We start from the raw sequence: 14726 nt of genomic DNA on the forward strand, positions 1-14726 counted from the left end.
TTTCCAACCTCCATTTTCAGCTACTCCTTCGTTACATCATGTTTCACTTGTCAAACTTGCCCCATTGGTGCGAATCACCTCTTGATACCAATAAAAACTATCCTTCGGGATGCGCGCCAACTGACGTTCGTTTTGATTGTCGCGATCGACATAAACAAACCCATAGCGTTTTTGGTATCCATTCAACCAACTTAGTAGATCTGTAAAGGACCAAGCACAATAGCCGATCAGCTCAACCCCATCCGTGATAGCCTTTTGCAGTTCCACCAGATGTTCCTGCAAATAGGTAATGCGGTATGGATCATGGATCTGTTTGTCTTCTGTCAATTGATCGATGGCGCCTAACCCATTTTCAGTAATAAAAATCGGCAAGTCATAATTGGCTTGGATACGTCGCAAGGCTACACGGAAACCAACGGGATCGATCTCCCAGCCCCAATCTGTTTTTTTCAAGTGGGGATTTTCCGCCGTCGCAAACATGGTTTCTTCTGGTGAGAACTCGCCAGCTGCCGCTTGCATCAAATACGGATCGACTTTAGAAAATTCTTTCTTTTCAGCTGACTGCTTTTGCAAATTGTTTTGTTGGGCCGTCCCACCGTGATAGTAATTGATCCCTAAGAAATCAGGTTTTGCCTGTTTTAATAGTGCTTGATCTTCTGGAGTGACTTCAGGAGCCAGACCGACTTTGGCTAATTGCTTGTAGACAAATTTCGGGTATTCGCCTTTGCAATAGACATCTAAAAACCACGCGTTGTTGAAGGCTTCGCCATTTTCTGCAGCCAGCACATCTTCTGGGTCACAGCTAAACGGATACATCGGACCATAGCCAAAACTTGGACCAATCTTGCCCTGTGGAACCAGCTCATGGAACAAATTAATTGCCTTTGCATTGGCAAGGTTGATGATATGATTGGCTGCATACATCCGTTTTAAGTCCTTCAAGCCCGGTGGATGTGCCGCCCAACGGTACCCAAGAGAAGTGAAGACATTTTGTTCATTCATGGTGACCCAATAGGTGACTTTCTTTCCTAAGCGTTCAAAAAGGATTCGGCAATACCGTTCAAATGCCGCTGCTGTTTCTCGTCCCTCCCATCCTTGGTATTTGTCTTGCAAAGCCTGAGGAAGATCCCAATGATACAGCGTCAAAATCGGTTCTACTCCTTGCCGAAGCAATTCGTCCACCAGCTTTTCGTAAAACGCCACACCAGCTTCATTGACCGCACCTTCGCCATCAGGCACGATTCGCGACCACGCCACGCTGAAGCGATAGGCTTTCAAGCCCATTTGCTTCATCAAGGCAACATCTTCTTTGTATCGATGGTAGTGATCGATCGCCACTTTGCCGTTGGTTTCCTCAAAGGTATTGCCGGGAATTTGGGCATAGGTATCCCAAATCGACGGACCTTTGCCGTCTTCTGCCCATGCGCCTTCAATTTGATAGGCCGCCGAAGCCGCCCCCCATAAGAAGTTTTCTGGGAAAGGATCTAAGTTTGTGTGAAACATCAAGTTGCCTCCTTCAATTCCTAAACCGAGTTAAATCGGTTACATTTTATCGTATCATAATTTGGTTGATTCGTAACAATTGCCAAAAGATATTATTTAGGTGAAAAAACTGTCGCTCCTCAGAACGACAGTCGTTTCTTATTAAAACAGGTAATCATTCAAACGAGATTTCACATATTCAATGTGGCTGGATTCTAATTCGATTTGATCATGCGCCAATGCGTAATCTGTCAGTGTTTCTAAGTTTTCCTCATCAGCAACGATCTTCGCTCCGATGCCTTCTTGGAACGAGGCGTACCGTTTTTCCTTCAACTCGTCTAAGAAGCGGTCTTCTTTCAGTTTCGCTGCTGCTTTCAACGCTCGGGCATACGTATCCATACCAGCGATGTGGGCTAACAACAGATCTTCCATTTCAAATGACGAACGACGGACTTTAGAATCGAAGTTGATTCCTCCCGGTGCGATGCCGCCGTTTTCTAAGACTTCGTATAAAGCGAGTGTCGAGTCAAAGACGTTGGTTGGGAATTCATCCGTATCCCATCCTAACAGCATATCTCCTTGGTTGGCATCCAGTGAGCCTAATGCGTTATAGCTACGGGCAACGGCGATTTCATGTTCAAAGGTATGGCCAGCTAATGTTGCATGATTGGCTTCTAGGTTTAATTTGAAATCTCCTTCTAAGCCGTAGTGCTGAATGAAGGCCATCGTTGTCGCTGCATCAAAATCATATTGGTGTTTTGAGGGTTCTTTTGGTTTCGGCTCTAATAAGAACTGCGGTTTATGACCGATTTTTTCGCCATAAGCGATCGCCATTTTGAATAGACGGGCGATGTTGTCTTGTTCAAATTTCATGTCTGTATTCAACAAGGTTTCATAGCCTTCACGGCCGCCCCAGAAGACATAGTTTTCACCGCCTAATTTTTTCGAGATATCTAAGCCTTTTTTAACTTGGGCTGCTGCATACGCGTAAACTTCCGCATTATTGGTGGAAGCAGCGCCGTTGTTGAAACGAGGGTGTGAGAACATATTTGCTGTATTCCATAATAGTTTGATCCCCGTTTGTTCCATTTTTTCTTTGATCAAATCGGTGATTTCGTCTAAGTTTTGGAAAAATTCTTCTAACGTTTCTCCCGCAGGTGCCACGTCAACATCATGGAAACAGAAGAACTCTGCCCCTAATTTTTCGCAAATCTCAAAGAAGGCTTCTACTCGATTTTTCGCCGTTTCCATTTCGGTGTCACCAATCCACGTCCGTTTGTTGACGGGTGCGCCGAAAGGATCAGAGCCGTCTTGCGTCATCGTATGCCAATAGGCGATTGCAAAACGTAGATGATCTTTCATTTTCTTGCCTAAAACAACTTCTTCGGCATCGTAGTGGCGAAATGCAAACATATTGTCTGTTTTAGGACCTTCGTAGCGGATTTTTTCGATTTCTGGGAAATAAGTCATTGTTGTTGCCTCCATTTTATGTTTTTTAGTGTAATAAACTAACTTACTTGGTTCCAATCATTTAGAACCAAAAACGATTCCTCGCTTTAATCAAGCAGATTTTCTGCTGCCATTATGCTATTCGATTTGCGCCAACGCATGGCAGATAGGCGCGGTTTGCTGATAGACGGTCCGGTAGATCGCATAGATTTCTTGGTATTTGGCGACATTTTCAGGAATCGGTGCAATTGCCTTGCTGTATTTGACAAAGGCGTTAACACAAGCGGCCGCATCTGGATAAATGCCGCTGCCGATTGCTGCCAGCATTGCTGCGCCCATACCTGGACCTTGTTCAGTAGATAAAGTCAGCATTTCTGCATTAAAAATATCGGCTTGCATTTGCAGCCATTCGGCATTTTTCGCACCGCCCCCCACAGAAACGATCTGGGTGAATTTCCGCTGTGCTCGTTCTTCCATGATCATTTGGGAATCTTTCAGAGAGAAGGTGATCCCTTCTAAGACGGCACGACTGAAATGCTTTTCGCGATGCCGTGTGTCAATGCCAATAAAACTTCCCCTGATTTGGCTGTCGGTATGTGGTGTGCGTTCGCCCACGATATAAGGCGTAAACAGCAGGCCTTCTGCCCCCGGTTTTACCTCACTGATCGCTGAAAGCAATTCCTGAAACGATTGGTTTGGGGCAAACGTATCACGATACCAGCTTAAGGAATTTCCAGCGGCTAAAGTGACCCCCATTGAATACAACTTGTCTTTGATCGCATGACGGAAAAGGTGTAGATCGCCTTGATAATCAACCTCTTGCGCTTCTTCAAAGGATAAGAACACACCGCTAGTGCCAATCGACACCATGCCGACACCTTCGGCGATGATCCCGGACCCTAATGCAGCACAGGCATTGTCTGCGCCACCTGCATAGATCGTCACCTCTTGTTCAAAGCCAAAGGCTTCTTGCAGTTCTTTTCGCATTTGCCCTACAGGCGCTGCTGATTCAAAAAGCGGCGGCAGTAAATCCGATGCGATTGCGAATTTTTCTAGAATGGCTTCAGACCAGCACTTCTTTTCGATATCCAGCAGTAACGTACCCGCCGCATCAGAATAATCCATCGAATAGTTACCAGTCAGCCAAAAAGCCAAGTAGTCTTTTGGCAGCATCATGTGACGAACTTGTTGCCAATGTTCAGGCTCGTGTTCTTGGACCCATAAAATTTTGGGTAAGGTGAACCCTTCCAAAGCAACATTCTTGGTGATTGCTTTTATTTCCTCTCCAAAGGATGCCATGATCGCTTGACATTGTTTGGTGGTTCGAACGTCATTCCATAATATTGCCGGGCGAATGACTCGGTTTTCTTCATCCAATAAAACAAGACTATGCATTTGCCCGGAAAAGCTGATGCCGATCAATTCCTTCTGCAGCTTTGGAAGCTGCTGGATCAAGGTTTTGATTACCTTATCTGCCGCCTCTTGCCAATGCACCGGCTCTTGCTCACTGAACCCCGGTCTAGGGGATGACAATGGATAGTCAACACTTGCTGTTCCTTGGAGTTCCCCGGTTTGATCAAAAACTAAGCCTTTTAACGCACTTGTTCCTAGATCCAACCCTAAAAAATAAGCCATCTCTTCTCTCCTTCCTCTGTTTGAAGCAGTTAACCATTGCCTCTCAATCGGTTAATTAGCATTCAAAACTAACTAATTGGATAGTAAACGATTCTCGTATTTCTGTCAAGCGCTTTCAATGATTCTTTCTTTGATTTTCGTTCTCAAACTGCTGCTCCTACATTCTTCCTCTTTTCTTTATTCTTCAGCTTGCACAATATTAATTTGCACGGTAAACTAACACTAATCACATCTATGAAGAGGAGAACACATGATTATCAATAAAATGGGCATACGCGAACAAAATGAAGCGGCTGTATTGAAGACGATCATTGACAATGAAAATGTGTCACGAGCGGAAGTATCAAATTTGACCCATCTCAATAAAGCGTCTGTTTCTCAAATAACCAAAAAACTGATTGACACGGACTTCGTTCGCGAAGTCGGCATTGGGGATTCCACTTCGATCGGTGGTCGCAAACCGATTCAATTGCAATTCAATCACCGCAGCAGCTTAGCTGTTACCTTTGACATCGGCTATAACTATGTTCGTGGAATGCTTTCTTATATCAATGGCGAGATGATCGCCTCCGCCGACCATTCCCATGAATTGATCACCAAAGAAAATGTACTAGCGACGATCGATTCCATGATGAAAGAATTTTGGCCGCAAATGCCGCAAACCACTCATGGATTAGTAGGAATCTGTTTGGCGATCCACGGCATCGTTCACAATCAGACGATCACCTTTGCCCCCTACTACGACTTGGAACACTTTGATTTGATCGCCCCTTTGAGCCAAAAATACAATACGGCGGTCTATATAGAGAACGAAGCCAATCTGACGGCTTTAGGCGAGTACTGTTTTTCTTCTGATTCCACGAATTTACTAAGCGTCAGCGTCCATAGCGGGATCGGTGTCGGAATCATCGTTGATGGGCAGCTGCAAACCGGTACTCACGGCATGGCGGGGGAAGTTGGCCATTCTACGCTCTTTCCTCACGGCAACTTGTGTCCTTGCGGCAATCGAGGTTGCTTAGAGCAATATGCCTCGAACAAAGTCTTGTTTGATACCTATAGCCACTATACAAAAACTGCGTTCGTTAATTCGGATACCTTCGCACAAGCCTACCATGCCGGAGAAAAATCAGCAGTCGAATTGGCGCAACAAAATGTTGAGTTTCTTAGTATTGGGCTGAATAATGTCATCACTTTTTCTGATCCCGAAGAAGTCTATATCAACAGCTCGATCTATCGCAAAATTCCTGATTTATTGCTGGCGCTGCAGCAAAAATTGACCAGCCAGTTCACCAAAAACACGAAGATCAAAAACAGTCGATTAGGCGATCAAGCCCCGTTATTTGGCGGCAACGTTTTAGTGGCAAAACATTTCTTAAATATCAACGATTTGCGCTTTGCGGCACTTGATCTCTCCCGTGCGATCCGTTAAATGAATGCTGGACTGAAAACTCAGTCCAGCGTTTTCTTTTGGTAAAAGGGTCTCGCTATCCTTTGATTCCGCCAGCCGTCACACCGCCCACGATGTATTTCGATAGAAACAGGTAAATCAGCAGTAAAGGAATAATACTTAATGAGATCCCTAGATACATACTGCCAAATTCAGTACGGTAAACATCAGTTTTCAACAATTGGACCAGCATCGGCAACGTATACTTTTCCGTATCGTTGATCAAGATCAAGGGCATCAAGAAATTATTCCACGAGGTCACGAACGAGAAAATCGCCATGGTAGCTAAGCCCGGTTTCATCAAAGGCAACATGATGCGATGGAAAATTTTGATTTCGCCGGCTCCGTCTAAACGAGCAGAATCTGCCAAATCAGGATGATAGATCGTTTCTAAGTATTGCTTTAAGAAAAAAACGGTAGCGGGTGATGCAATCGCTGGTAAAATCAATGGCAGAAAATTATTTAAGAGTCCTAAGCGATTCATAAATTGATAAAAACCGATCATGCTGATTTGCTGAGGAATCATGATCAGCCCAAGAATGACAGCAAACAGGACTTTCTTGCCACGAAATTCATAGGCGATCACGCCATAAGCCGTCAGCGCCGAAAAATACACATTGAGAACGGTAGCACCAGCAGCAATCAGGAAACTATTTTTAAACCCATTGAAAACATTGAAGCCTCTGCCCATTAAGACGGACCAGTTGTATTGGAGATTACCGCCGGGCCACAAGGACAGCCCTTGCTGGATCTGTTCCGCTGAACGGGTTGCATTGACTAAGACGACCCAAAACGGCAGTATACTTAGGATGGTCAGCAATACCAAAAAGACATAGATCAACAATCGTTTTGCTCGATAGCTATTTTCCATTTATTTTCGCCCCACTTTGCTGTTTTCTTTGAAAAATTGAAACAATAGCGTGCTTAATACGATTGAAAGTACCAATAATAGTACCGACGCGGTTGCGGCAACGTTGAAATTCCGACTCCCGGTAAAGGCCTGGTTGTAGATAAACATCGTGATCGTTAAGACGCTATTGTTGGGATTGCCATTTGTCAGCAAAAAAGGAATGTCGAACATTTGCAAGCCGCCAATCAAGGACGTCACCAATGTATAAAGCAAGATTGGTTTTAACAAAGGCAGCGTGATCTTGCGGAAAATTTGACCATCATTGGCTCCATCGACCATTGCTGATTCAAAAAGAGCATCATCAATGCTCAAAATGCCCGAAACCAAAACGATCGTTGTCTGACCATACCACATCCAAAATTGGATGAAGGAAACGATCAGCCGAGTGCCCGTTTCACTACGGAAAAAGTCATAAGGCTGGTCCAAAACACCGAAATGCTGCAAGACTAGGTTGATCGGACCTAACGGAAAACTGAACAAAACAAAAAATAAGATTGCTACTGAAGCCGCAGTAATGATGTTGGGTAAGTAAAAAGCGACTTTGAAGAAGCCTTTCCCTCGCAAGCGCAGCTTGATATTGGTAAACCATGCCGCCAACAACAAAGCCAAGCCAATTTGAGGGACAAAGTTTACGCCCCACAAAATAAAAGTATTGCTGATCGATTTTAAAAATAACGGGTTGCGAAAAATCGCAAAATAGTTATCCAGTCCGACAAGATTGGCAGCTGGATTCCACCCTTTTAGATCTGTAAAGCTCAGGTAAATCGTATAGAGAATTGGATAAAGCTGAAAAACCAAGAATGCTAGAAAAAATGGTGCGATAAATAATAGCCCATAGCGATGATACTGTTCAAATCTTCTCTTATTCTGCATCGTAATCCCCCTGATATTTTTTTCTTCCACTGTCAACTTCTGCCTGTAAAGACAAGCCATTTAAGCAGCGCCATCGTACCTAGAAAAGGTTGAAACCGACCCCGTCTTCGGTGCCGGTTTCAACAACACCTAATCTACTTGAACATCTGGATAAGCATTGACAACCGCATCTTTAAAGTTTTGGATCGCCGTTTCCTGATCCACTTCACCTTTTGAATATGGTGTCAAACAACTATCCGTAAAGAGGGTTTCAATCGTCTGGTCATACTCGGTCAGAATTTTCGCGTTGATGTCTTGAACCATATCGGCAAATTCTGCATAGTGGTTTTGACCGCCTAAAAATTCCTCTTGGTATTCGCTTTTAATTTCTTCAACGACTCGCTCATTCGATACAAAATCACCGGTATCTTCGGCCCATTGTTTTAAAAATGCTTGATCTGTGGTCAAGTAAGCCACCAATTGCGCCGCTTCTTCTTGCATCTCAGAATTTGCCGTAGCACCGATCCATGTGCCGCCCCAGAACCACGACGACGGTCCTTGGATCATGCGCCAGTCCCCTTCTGTTGAGCTGGAGTTATCGGCAGCTGTCGCATTTGGTTTTAACCAATAGTGCAGTCCCCATGTCGGCAAACTATAACCGAATACATTGTCGCTATTCATTCCAGCAAACCAAGCTTCTGATTGTCCTTCTGTATCTTGTGTCAGGCCTTCTTCTACAAATTTTCGTGATATATCCAACAAATCATACAAACTGTCGTCGATCACTAATTTACCGTCTTCAACCCAGCCATGTTCGCGTTGACCATAAAAAGGCTTCGCCAAATCTTGGACACTAGAGATCATATAGGTGGTTCCACCACTTTTTTCTTTGACTGCTTTGGCTTCCTCATAGAACTTGTCGTAGTCTGACAAGGCCGCTTGCGCAGCCGCTGGATCATCGATCCCTAGCAGCTCTTCTGCCATCGACGCCCGGTAATAAAACCCGCCAGGAGCAGCTTGCCAAGCCAAGGCATGAAGAACCCCGTCTTTTGAAGTTCCTACGTCTTTGACATATTGATACGTATCTGCCGCGGCTTCATCAAGTCCCAGTGAACCAAGGTCTGCCATCATCCCTGATTCCACATATTTTTTGACAAAGGCAGATTCTAAAGCAATCACATCTGGTGCATCTTTGGAACCGAGAATCGGATCGAGCTTGGTCTCGAATTGGTCAGAAGGAATCTCCACGATCCGAATGTCATAGGCCAAATCGTCATGCGCCGGCAAATAGTAATCATTGATCATCGTTGATAATTCTGAAGTAAAGGTCCAAACCACGAGTTCATCCTTGCCACTGCTTCCCGTTGCGCTGTTATCCGAGCCACTGTTTCCTGAACCATTCCCGCAGCCACTAAGCATAAAAGCCGCTAAGCCCGCCACTGACGCTGTTTGTAAGACCCGTTTCCAATTTTTCATCTTTCTTCCTCCTCGATTTTTTGATAGTCAAATGAATCAAAATCAGCCGCCAAACGATTGCCAGTCGTATCGATCGCAAACATCCCCACAAAAGCCCCCGTAAAGAACCCACCGTAATGTTCTGCCACATAGTCGTCAGACAATTGCAAGCTGTCAAATAGCTGATCGATGACCTGCCACTCTTTTTGATCAAAGGAGTACGCGTATTGATAGTGGGCATAATTGACGATCGTTTTGAAGTAGACCGTTTGTACATCGGCTGGTATCACAACTTTTGATACTTTTTGGCTCTTCAGTTGGCCCTTTTCGCTTGCCAATACAGTGATGATTTTTCCTTTCCTCTCATCATGAGTGATGTAGATCGCCGACCAATTTTGTGTATTGTAGTAATTCGTCATGCCTGCCAACTGTAGAAACGAGGTCGGCGAAAATTCGACGGCAGTCGTTGCTTCGAAACGAAAATCGCTCCATCTTCTTGCCACCAGTGCTTGATGGAACAAGGAATTGAACGACTCTCGCCCATACAAGCGCAAATACCCTGGTCGTGCGGTCAAACTACCGATTTCCTCAGAAAAAGGAATCCGCAAGGTTTGAAACATTGGTGCCAACGACGCATCTTCAAAATCATCAAAGCCTGATTCTGTTTCCCACGGATGTTCGGGCAGCTGTGGCTGTGGGACCTCCGCTTTTGGAAAGTTCCCGCCTGTGATATACGGCCAATCATTTTCCCAGTAAACAGACTGGATCGCTGTTTCTCGTCCGAGCGGGCAATAGCCGCGATTTTCTAAGAGGGGTGTTTCTGGATACTTCAGCGCTCGTCCTGTTAAGTGAACAAAATACCATTCATCGGTCTGCGTTTTCACAAATGAACCATGACCGGCTTTTTGTAGCGGGATCTCTGGCTGTCCCCATGAACTAATTAGAGGGTTTTGAGGATGAACTTCATAAGGCCCTTCGATGTGCGTTCCACGAGCGATGGTACTTGCATGTTCAAATTGGGTGCCGCCTTCTGCCGTCAATAAATAATAATAGCCGTTCACTTTATACATGACCGGTGCTTCAGTCAATTTGCGCTCTGTTCCGTTGAAGATAATTTTGGGCTGCCCCACCAATTTCTTGGCTTGCCAATCAAACTCTTGGAGAGCGATCCCATAAAAGGAATGGTTTGTCGGGCGATAATCCCAGACCATGTTCAGAAAATATTTTTTGCCGTCATCGTCATGAAATAAAGAGGGATCGAAACCAGAAGAATTCATATAGATTGGTTCTGACCAATCCCCATCAATGGTTTCACAGGTGATCAAATAATTGTTCACATCTTTCCAGCTATTGGATTGTGTTTTGACATCTGAATAAATCAACCAAAAACGACCATCACTGTAACTTAAGTTTGGCGCCCAAACGCCCCCAGAATCAGGATTTCCCAGCATATTCAACTGACTGACACGATTGACTGGTGTACTGATCAAGCGCCAGTTCTTCAAATCCTTCGAATGGAAGATGCGCACACCTGGAAACCATTCAAAGGTCGACGTAGCAATGTAATAATCTTCTCCTGCACGACAAATACTCGGGTCTGGATGAAAGCCTGTTAGTATCGGATTGGTAATCAAAAAATTTCCTCCTCTTTCCCTTTTTGGCATTTTGTGATTCAACTGAGAGTCAGTAGGAATGAGCTTCTTTCAGTTAGTAAGTTTTCTTTACTAATATACCTAACTAAAAAAAGAAACTTGTTACTGCAGTCCATTTTAAAAATATTCACTAATCATTGTTCTATTTACTTTCTTCAGCTGAACTGTCATAATTATAAAATGAAATCGCTATCATTCACAGGACGATTTCCACACATCGATAGACAAAAAATGGAGGAAAGATTGCGTGACCATTTTAGAAGAATATCATTTTGGCGAATACCTAGGCGTTTCCAGTTACCATCCCTACTCGCTTAATTACATGGAACATTTTCATCGTTCCTTTGAATTGCTTTTTTGTAGTGAAGGCGAAGCGGTTGTCAAAATCGAAGAAAGTCCCTATGTCCTTACAACTGGCCAAGTGTTATTAGTCATGCCTTACCAGACCCATGCCATCGAAACCCCCAAGGAATCACAACTGCATATTCTGGTTTTTTCGCCGGAGTTTATTCCAGATTTTTATGCCAAAACCAAAGATTTCGCTTTGTCAGATCCGGTTATCACCATTGATCCATCTGTTGCCAAGCAGCTCTACTATCCTTTATTTGAAACGGATTCCCTCTATTTACGAAAATCGGCACTGTATCAAGTCCTTTACCTTTTTGAGCACCAAACGACTTTACTACCAGCCAAAAATCAAGAGGATATCCTGATCCAGCTGCTTGCCTATATCGAGTCACACTTCAAAGAAGAGCTGACGCTCGAAAAACTAAGCAGCAGTATCGGTTATAGTAGCGTCTACGTTTCCAGAATGATCACTGAGAAATTGAAAAGCACCTTTCCTCGGCTTTTGAATCAAGCAAGAATTCGCCATGCCTCTTTTTTGCTGACTCATAGTCTCTTGCCGATTACGGAAGTAGCAGAACAGGCTGGCTTTCAAAATGTGCGAACCTTCAATCGAAATTTCAAAGCTTTGACCTCACTGACTCCGAAAGAATACCGCTTAACACACAATGCTCATTTTTCATTGCTGAAGGAATAGCAAAACAAAAAAGCAGCTTCACTTACCTATAAAGTGAGCTGCTACAATCTTACTCGTTATTCTAGTCAGCCTTTTGCCACGTTCCCAGAAAGTAGTGAAAAACGTTCAAACGCTCCCCTTCTTCATAGAGAAATGAGCAGGAAAAAACCAATTGCCAAAATGAACCTTTGTTGTTTTACCGATTCCGCAACGCTATGCCTGATTTACAGCACCGTATGTTCTTGCTTAATGCCGTTTGCTTTATCGAAGCTTCTTGGAATAACGATCAAGCCCAAGAAAAATGATTCACGACTAGCCAGTCTCTGACTTCCGTCAGATCAGAAAAAGTTTTCACCTGTGCAGCTACTTCTTGCTCAAGTTTTGGCTGTTTAAGCAAAGGATATTTCCCATTTTTCTTGACTGGCAAAATACTCAAATCATCCGCAATCAGAAAAGCTGGGATCTTGGCTTGTTTTGCGGTTCTTATGCCGGCTAGAGAATCTTCTAATACCAAGGCTGCTTCAGGCTTTACGCCTAATTGTTGGCATGCTGTCAGAAAGATTTCTGGATCAGGTTTGCCCTTTCGCACTTGATCCCCAGAAACCACCGTATCAAACCAATCTGGCATCTGTTCCATTTCAAAATACGCCTTGATTTTTTCTTTCGACGAAGAGGACGCCACGGCTATCAAGCAATCTTGTTTTTTTAATGCTTCCAATAGTTCAAGAAGGCCGGGCTTTTTGAAAACCCGTTTTTCTTCAGCTAAAATCACTTCTTTCTGACGATTCATCGCTTCTCGCCACCGATCCGTTGGTACCGTACTGCCATAAAGTTCCTGCATCCCTTTACGAATATCTGCTTCCGTTCTGCCAGTCAGGTAATAATAAACATCTTGGCAAACTTCAAAATCATACTCCTCCGCGGCTCTTAAATAGGCGCGGTAAGCTAACCGACCTGTTTCAAACATCAAACCGTCCATATCAAAAATCACCAGTTTTATCTTCTCCATCCTATGGCCTCCTTTGCTTTTCTGCGAATAAAAAAGCAATGGTACCAAAATCCTTTGGCACCCATTGCTTCATCTTGTTTATTTACAGCTGACTGCTCAACTTAGCAATGATTTTACATGCGCCAAATGGCTGTCAGCCTTTTCCCGCCCTTCTTTTACTAGCGCTTCTGACAGAATGAAGGAGCCGCCAACCGCTAATACTTGCGGATCAGATAAATAGTCTTGAACATTTTCGAGAGTGATTCCGCCAGTTGGGACAAATCGAATATCGTAAAACGGACCACTGAGGGCTTTGATTGCCGACAAGCCCCCGTAGATATCCGCAGGGAAAAATTTCACAACTGATAAGCCATAATCCGTTGCCCGTTGAATGTCATTGGGGGTAGCTGTCCCTGGAAACACTGGAATGTTTTCGGCAAGACAAAATTCCACCACATCAGGTACAAGAGCAGGGGAAACAATAAAGCGCGCCCCTTTCTCAACCGCTGCTTTCGCTTGTTCTAAGGTGCGGACCGTGCCTGCGCCTACGATCAATTTGCCCGATTGAGAGAGTTTTTCAATCGCTTCTAAAGCAAGGTCACTGCGGAAGGTCACTTCAATAAAATACAGTTCATGCTCAATCAGCAGTGATTCTACTACTGGCAAATAGGTAAGGTCTGTTGCAGTGTAAAGAGGCAACACCCTTGTTTTTGCCAATTGTTCATAGAGTGTCATACGCTCTCTCCTCCCTTCGTTCCCCTCGATTGCATTTGCTCTTTCAAGACGGCTTCATGAAGCCCTTGAAGATAACTGATACCAATCGCGCGATCATACAGACCATAGCCTGGCATCGCCACTTCCCCCCAGATCGTCCGCCCGTGATCAGGACGGATGACACCATCAAAACCGACCTCAACCAAGGCTTTCATAATGGCATACATATCTAACGATCCTTCAGTGGAAAGATGGGCAGATTCTTTAAATTTGCGTTCCCCCATAAACAACACATTGCGAAAATGAACAAAGTTGATGCGGCCTTTTAAGCCATGAACGATCTCCACCATGTCGTTTTCTGGATCGGCACCTAACGAACCGGTGCACAACGTTACCCCATTATAAGGCGAATCCACGATGGCCATGATTTTTTTCAAGTCCTCTAAATTTTTGGTGATCCGTGGCAAACCAAAAATTTCCCAAGGTGGATCGTCCGGATGGATCGCCATTTTCACATCTACTTCTTCACACACAGGAATGATCCGCTTTAAGAAATAGCTTAAGTTATCAAAGAGGATCTCTTGAGTGACCCCTTCATAAGTTGCCATCAAACGCTGGAACTTTTTCAGTCGTTCTTCTTCCCAGCCTGGCAATTTAAAGCCTTTTGATTGGCTATGGATCAGCGTATACATCTCACTAGGTTCCATATCATCCACAACGGCTTGATCATAGAGCAAAGAGAAGCTGCCATCCTCGTTTTGATAAAATAGATTTGTTTTTGCCCAGCCGAAGATCGGTTTGAAGCTATAGCAGATCATATGTACATCACAAGCTGCTAAATTCCGAATTGTTTGAATATATTGATCGATGTAGTGATCCCGTTCCTCTGTTCCGGCTTTGATCGCATCGTGGATCGCCACACTCTCAATCCCTAATAGTGAAAGATGCTCTTTTTCAATTGATGCTTTTAGTGCGTTGATTTCGGAAATCTCCCAGACATCTCCAGGCATTTTATTTAGAAGTGTTCCTACAATGCCGTGCATTCCTGGAATTTGTCGAATATTCGTTAACGGGATCGTATCCCCTTCCCCGTACCATCGAAACCCCCATTGCATTTGCTG

At 44.2% G+C, this 14726-nt stretch carries 12 protein-coding genes; 2 read left to right on the forward strand and 10 right to left on the reverse strand.

Features of this window, described 5'->3' with window-relative positions:
• Positions 1-36 precede the first annotated feature (36 nt).
• The 3 genes from IGJ74_RS14710 to xylB form a co-directional block, all read right to left on the reverse strand.
• Positions 37-1503, reverse strand: a complete 1467-nt coding sequence (locus IGJ74_RS14710) for a glycoside hydrolase family 1 protein (protein ID WP_008380598.1) — start codon at positions 1501-1503, stop codon at positions 37-39.
• 141 nt (positions 1504-1644) lie between these two features.
• The gene (xylA, locus tag IGJ74_RS14715; RefSeq protein WP_008380597.1) at positions 1645-2952 is read right to left on the reverse strand and encodes a xylose isomerase; all 1308 of its coding nucleotides are present in this window, start codon (positions 2950-2952) and stop codon (positions 1645-1647) included.
• Positions 2953-3069: 117 nt separating this feature from the next.
• Positions 3070-4566 carry a xylulokinase gene (gene xylB / locus IGJ74_RS14720; protein ID WP_086316540.1) on the reverse strand — a complete coding sequence of 499 codons (1497 nt, stop codon included), beginning with the start codon at positions 4564-4566 and terminating at the stop codon, positions 3070-3072.
• 250 nt (positions 4567-4816) lie between these two features.
• On the opposite strand from xylB, the gene IGJ74_RS14725 reads away from it, so the two are divergent.
• Entirely contained in the window at positions 4817-5995 is a 1179-nt protein-coding gene (locus tag IGJ74_RS14725) for an ROK family transcriptional regulator (protein WP_005234059.1), read from the forward strand.
• Between the two features lie 55 nt (positions 5996-6050).
• On the opposite strand, the gene IGJ74_RS14730 is transcribed toward IGJ74_RS14725, so the two are convergent.
• The 4 genes from IGJ74_RS14730 to IGJ74_RS14745 all read right to left on the reverse strand — a co-directional run bounded on the left by IGJ74_RS14730 (position 6051) and on the right by IGJ74_RS14745 (position 10864).
• On the reverse strand, positions 6051-6884 hold the full coding sequence (locus IGJ74_RS14730) for a carbohydrate ABC transporter permease (protein ID WP_005228444.1): 834 nt from the start codon (positions 6882-6884) through the stop codon (positions 6051-6053).
• Entirely contained in the window at positions 6885-7796 is a 912-nt protein-coding gene (locus tag IGJ74_RS14735) for a carbohydrate ABC transporter permease (protein WP_015510298.1), read from the reverse strand.
• A gap of 129 nt (positions 7797-7925) precedes the next feature.
• On the reverse strand, positions 7926-9251 hold the full coding sequence (locus IGJ74_RS14740) for an ABC transporter substrate-binding protein (protein WP_087664632.1): 1326 nt from the start codon (positions 9249-9251) through the stop codon (positions 7926-7928).
• The gene (locus IGJ74_RS14745; protein ID WP_087664631.1) at positions 9248-10864 is read right to left on the reverse strand and encodes a glycoside hydrolase family 43 protein; all 1617 of its coding nucleotides are present in this window, start codon (positions 10862-10864) and stop codon (positions 9248-9250) included. Before IGJ74_RS14745 ends, IGJ74_RS14740 begins: the two co-directional genes overlap by 4 nt.
• 265 nt (positions 10865-11129) lie before the next feature.
• Here IGJ74_RS14745 and IGJ74_RS14750 point away from each other — a divergent pair, with 265 nt between their 5' ends.
• Positions 11130-11924: an AraC family transcriptional regulator gene (locus IGJ74_RS14750; RefSeq protein ID WP_176285370.1), complete on the forward strand. Its 795-nt coding sequence runs from the start codon at positions 11130-11132 to the stop codon at positions 11922-11924.
• Between the two features lie 265 nt (positions 11925-12189).
• On the opposite strand, the gene IGJ74_RS14755 is transcribed toward IGJ74_RS14750, so the two are convergent.
• The 3 genes from IGJ74_RS14755 to uxuA all read right to left on the reverse strand — a co-directional run bounded on the left by IGJ74_RS14755 (position 12190) and on the right by uxuA (position 14720).
• Entirely contained in the window at positions 12190-12912 is a 723-nt protein-coding gene (locus IGJ74_RS14755; RefSeq protein WP_430608558.1) for an HAD family hydrolase, read from the reverse strand.
• Between the two features lie 96 nt (positions 12913-13008).
• Positions 13009-13626 carry a bifunctional 4-hydroxy-2-oxoglutarate aldolase/2-dehydro-3-deoxy-phosphogluconate aldolase gene (locus tag IGJ74_RS14760; protein ID WP_005234053.1) on the reverse strand — a complete coding sequence of 206 codons (618 nt, stop codon included), beginning with the start codon at positions 13624-13626 and terminating at the stop codon, positions 13009-13011.
• Positions 13623-14720 (reverse strand): mannonate dehydratase, encoded by a 1098-nt coding sequence (gene uxuA / locus IGJ74_RS14765; protein ID WP_005234052.1) that lies wholly within the window; start codon positions 14718-14720, stop codon positions 13623-13625. The genes IGJ74_RS14760 and uxuA overlap by 4 nt, the downstream gene beginning before the upstream one ends.
• Positions 14721-14726 lie beyond the last annotated feature (6 nt).

Origin of the sequence: Enterococcus sp. AZ009 (assembly GCF_050548785.1) — a bacterium.
Lineage (GTDB): Bacteria > Bacillota > Bacilli > Lactobacillales > Enterococcaceae > Enterococcus_D > Enterococcus_D entomosocium.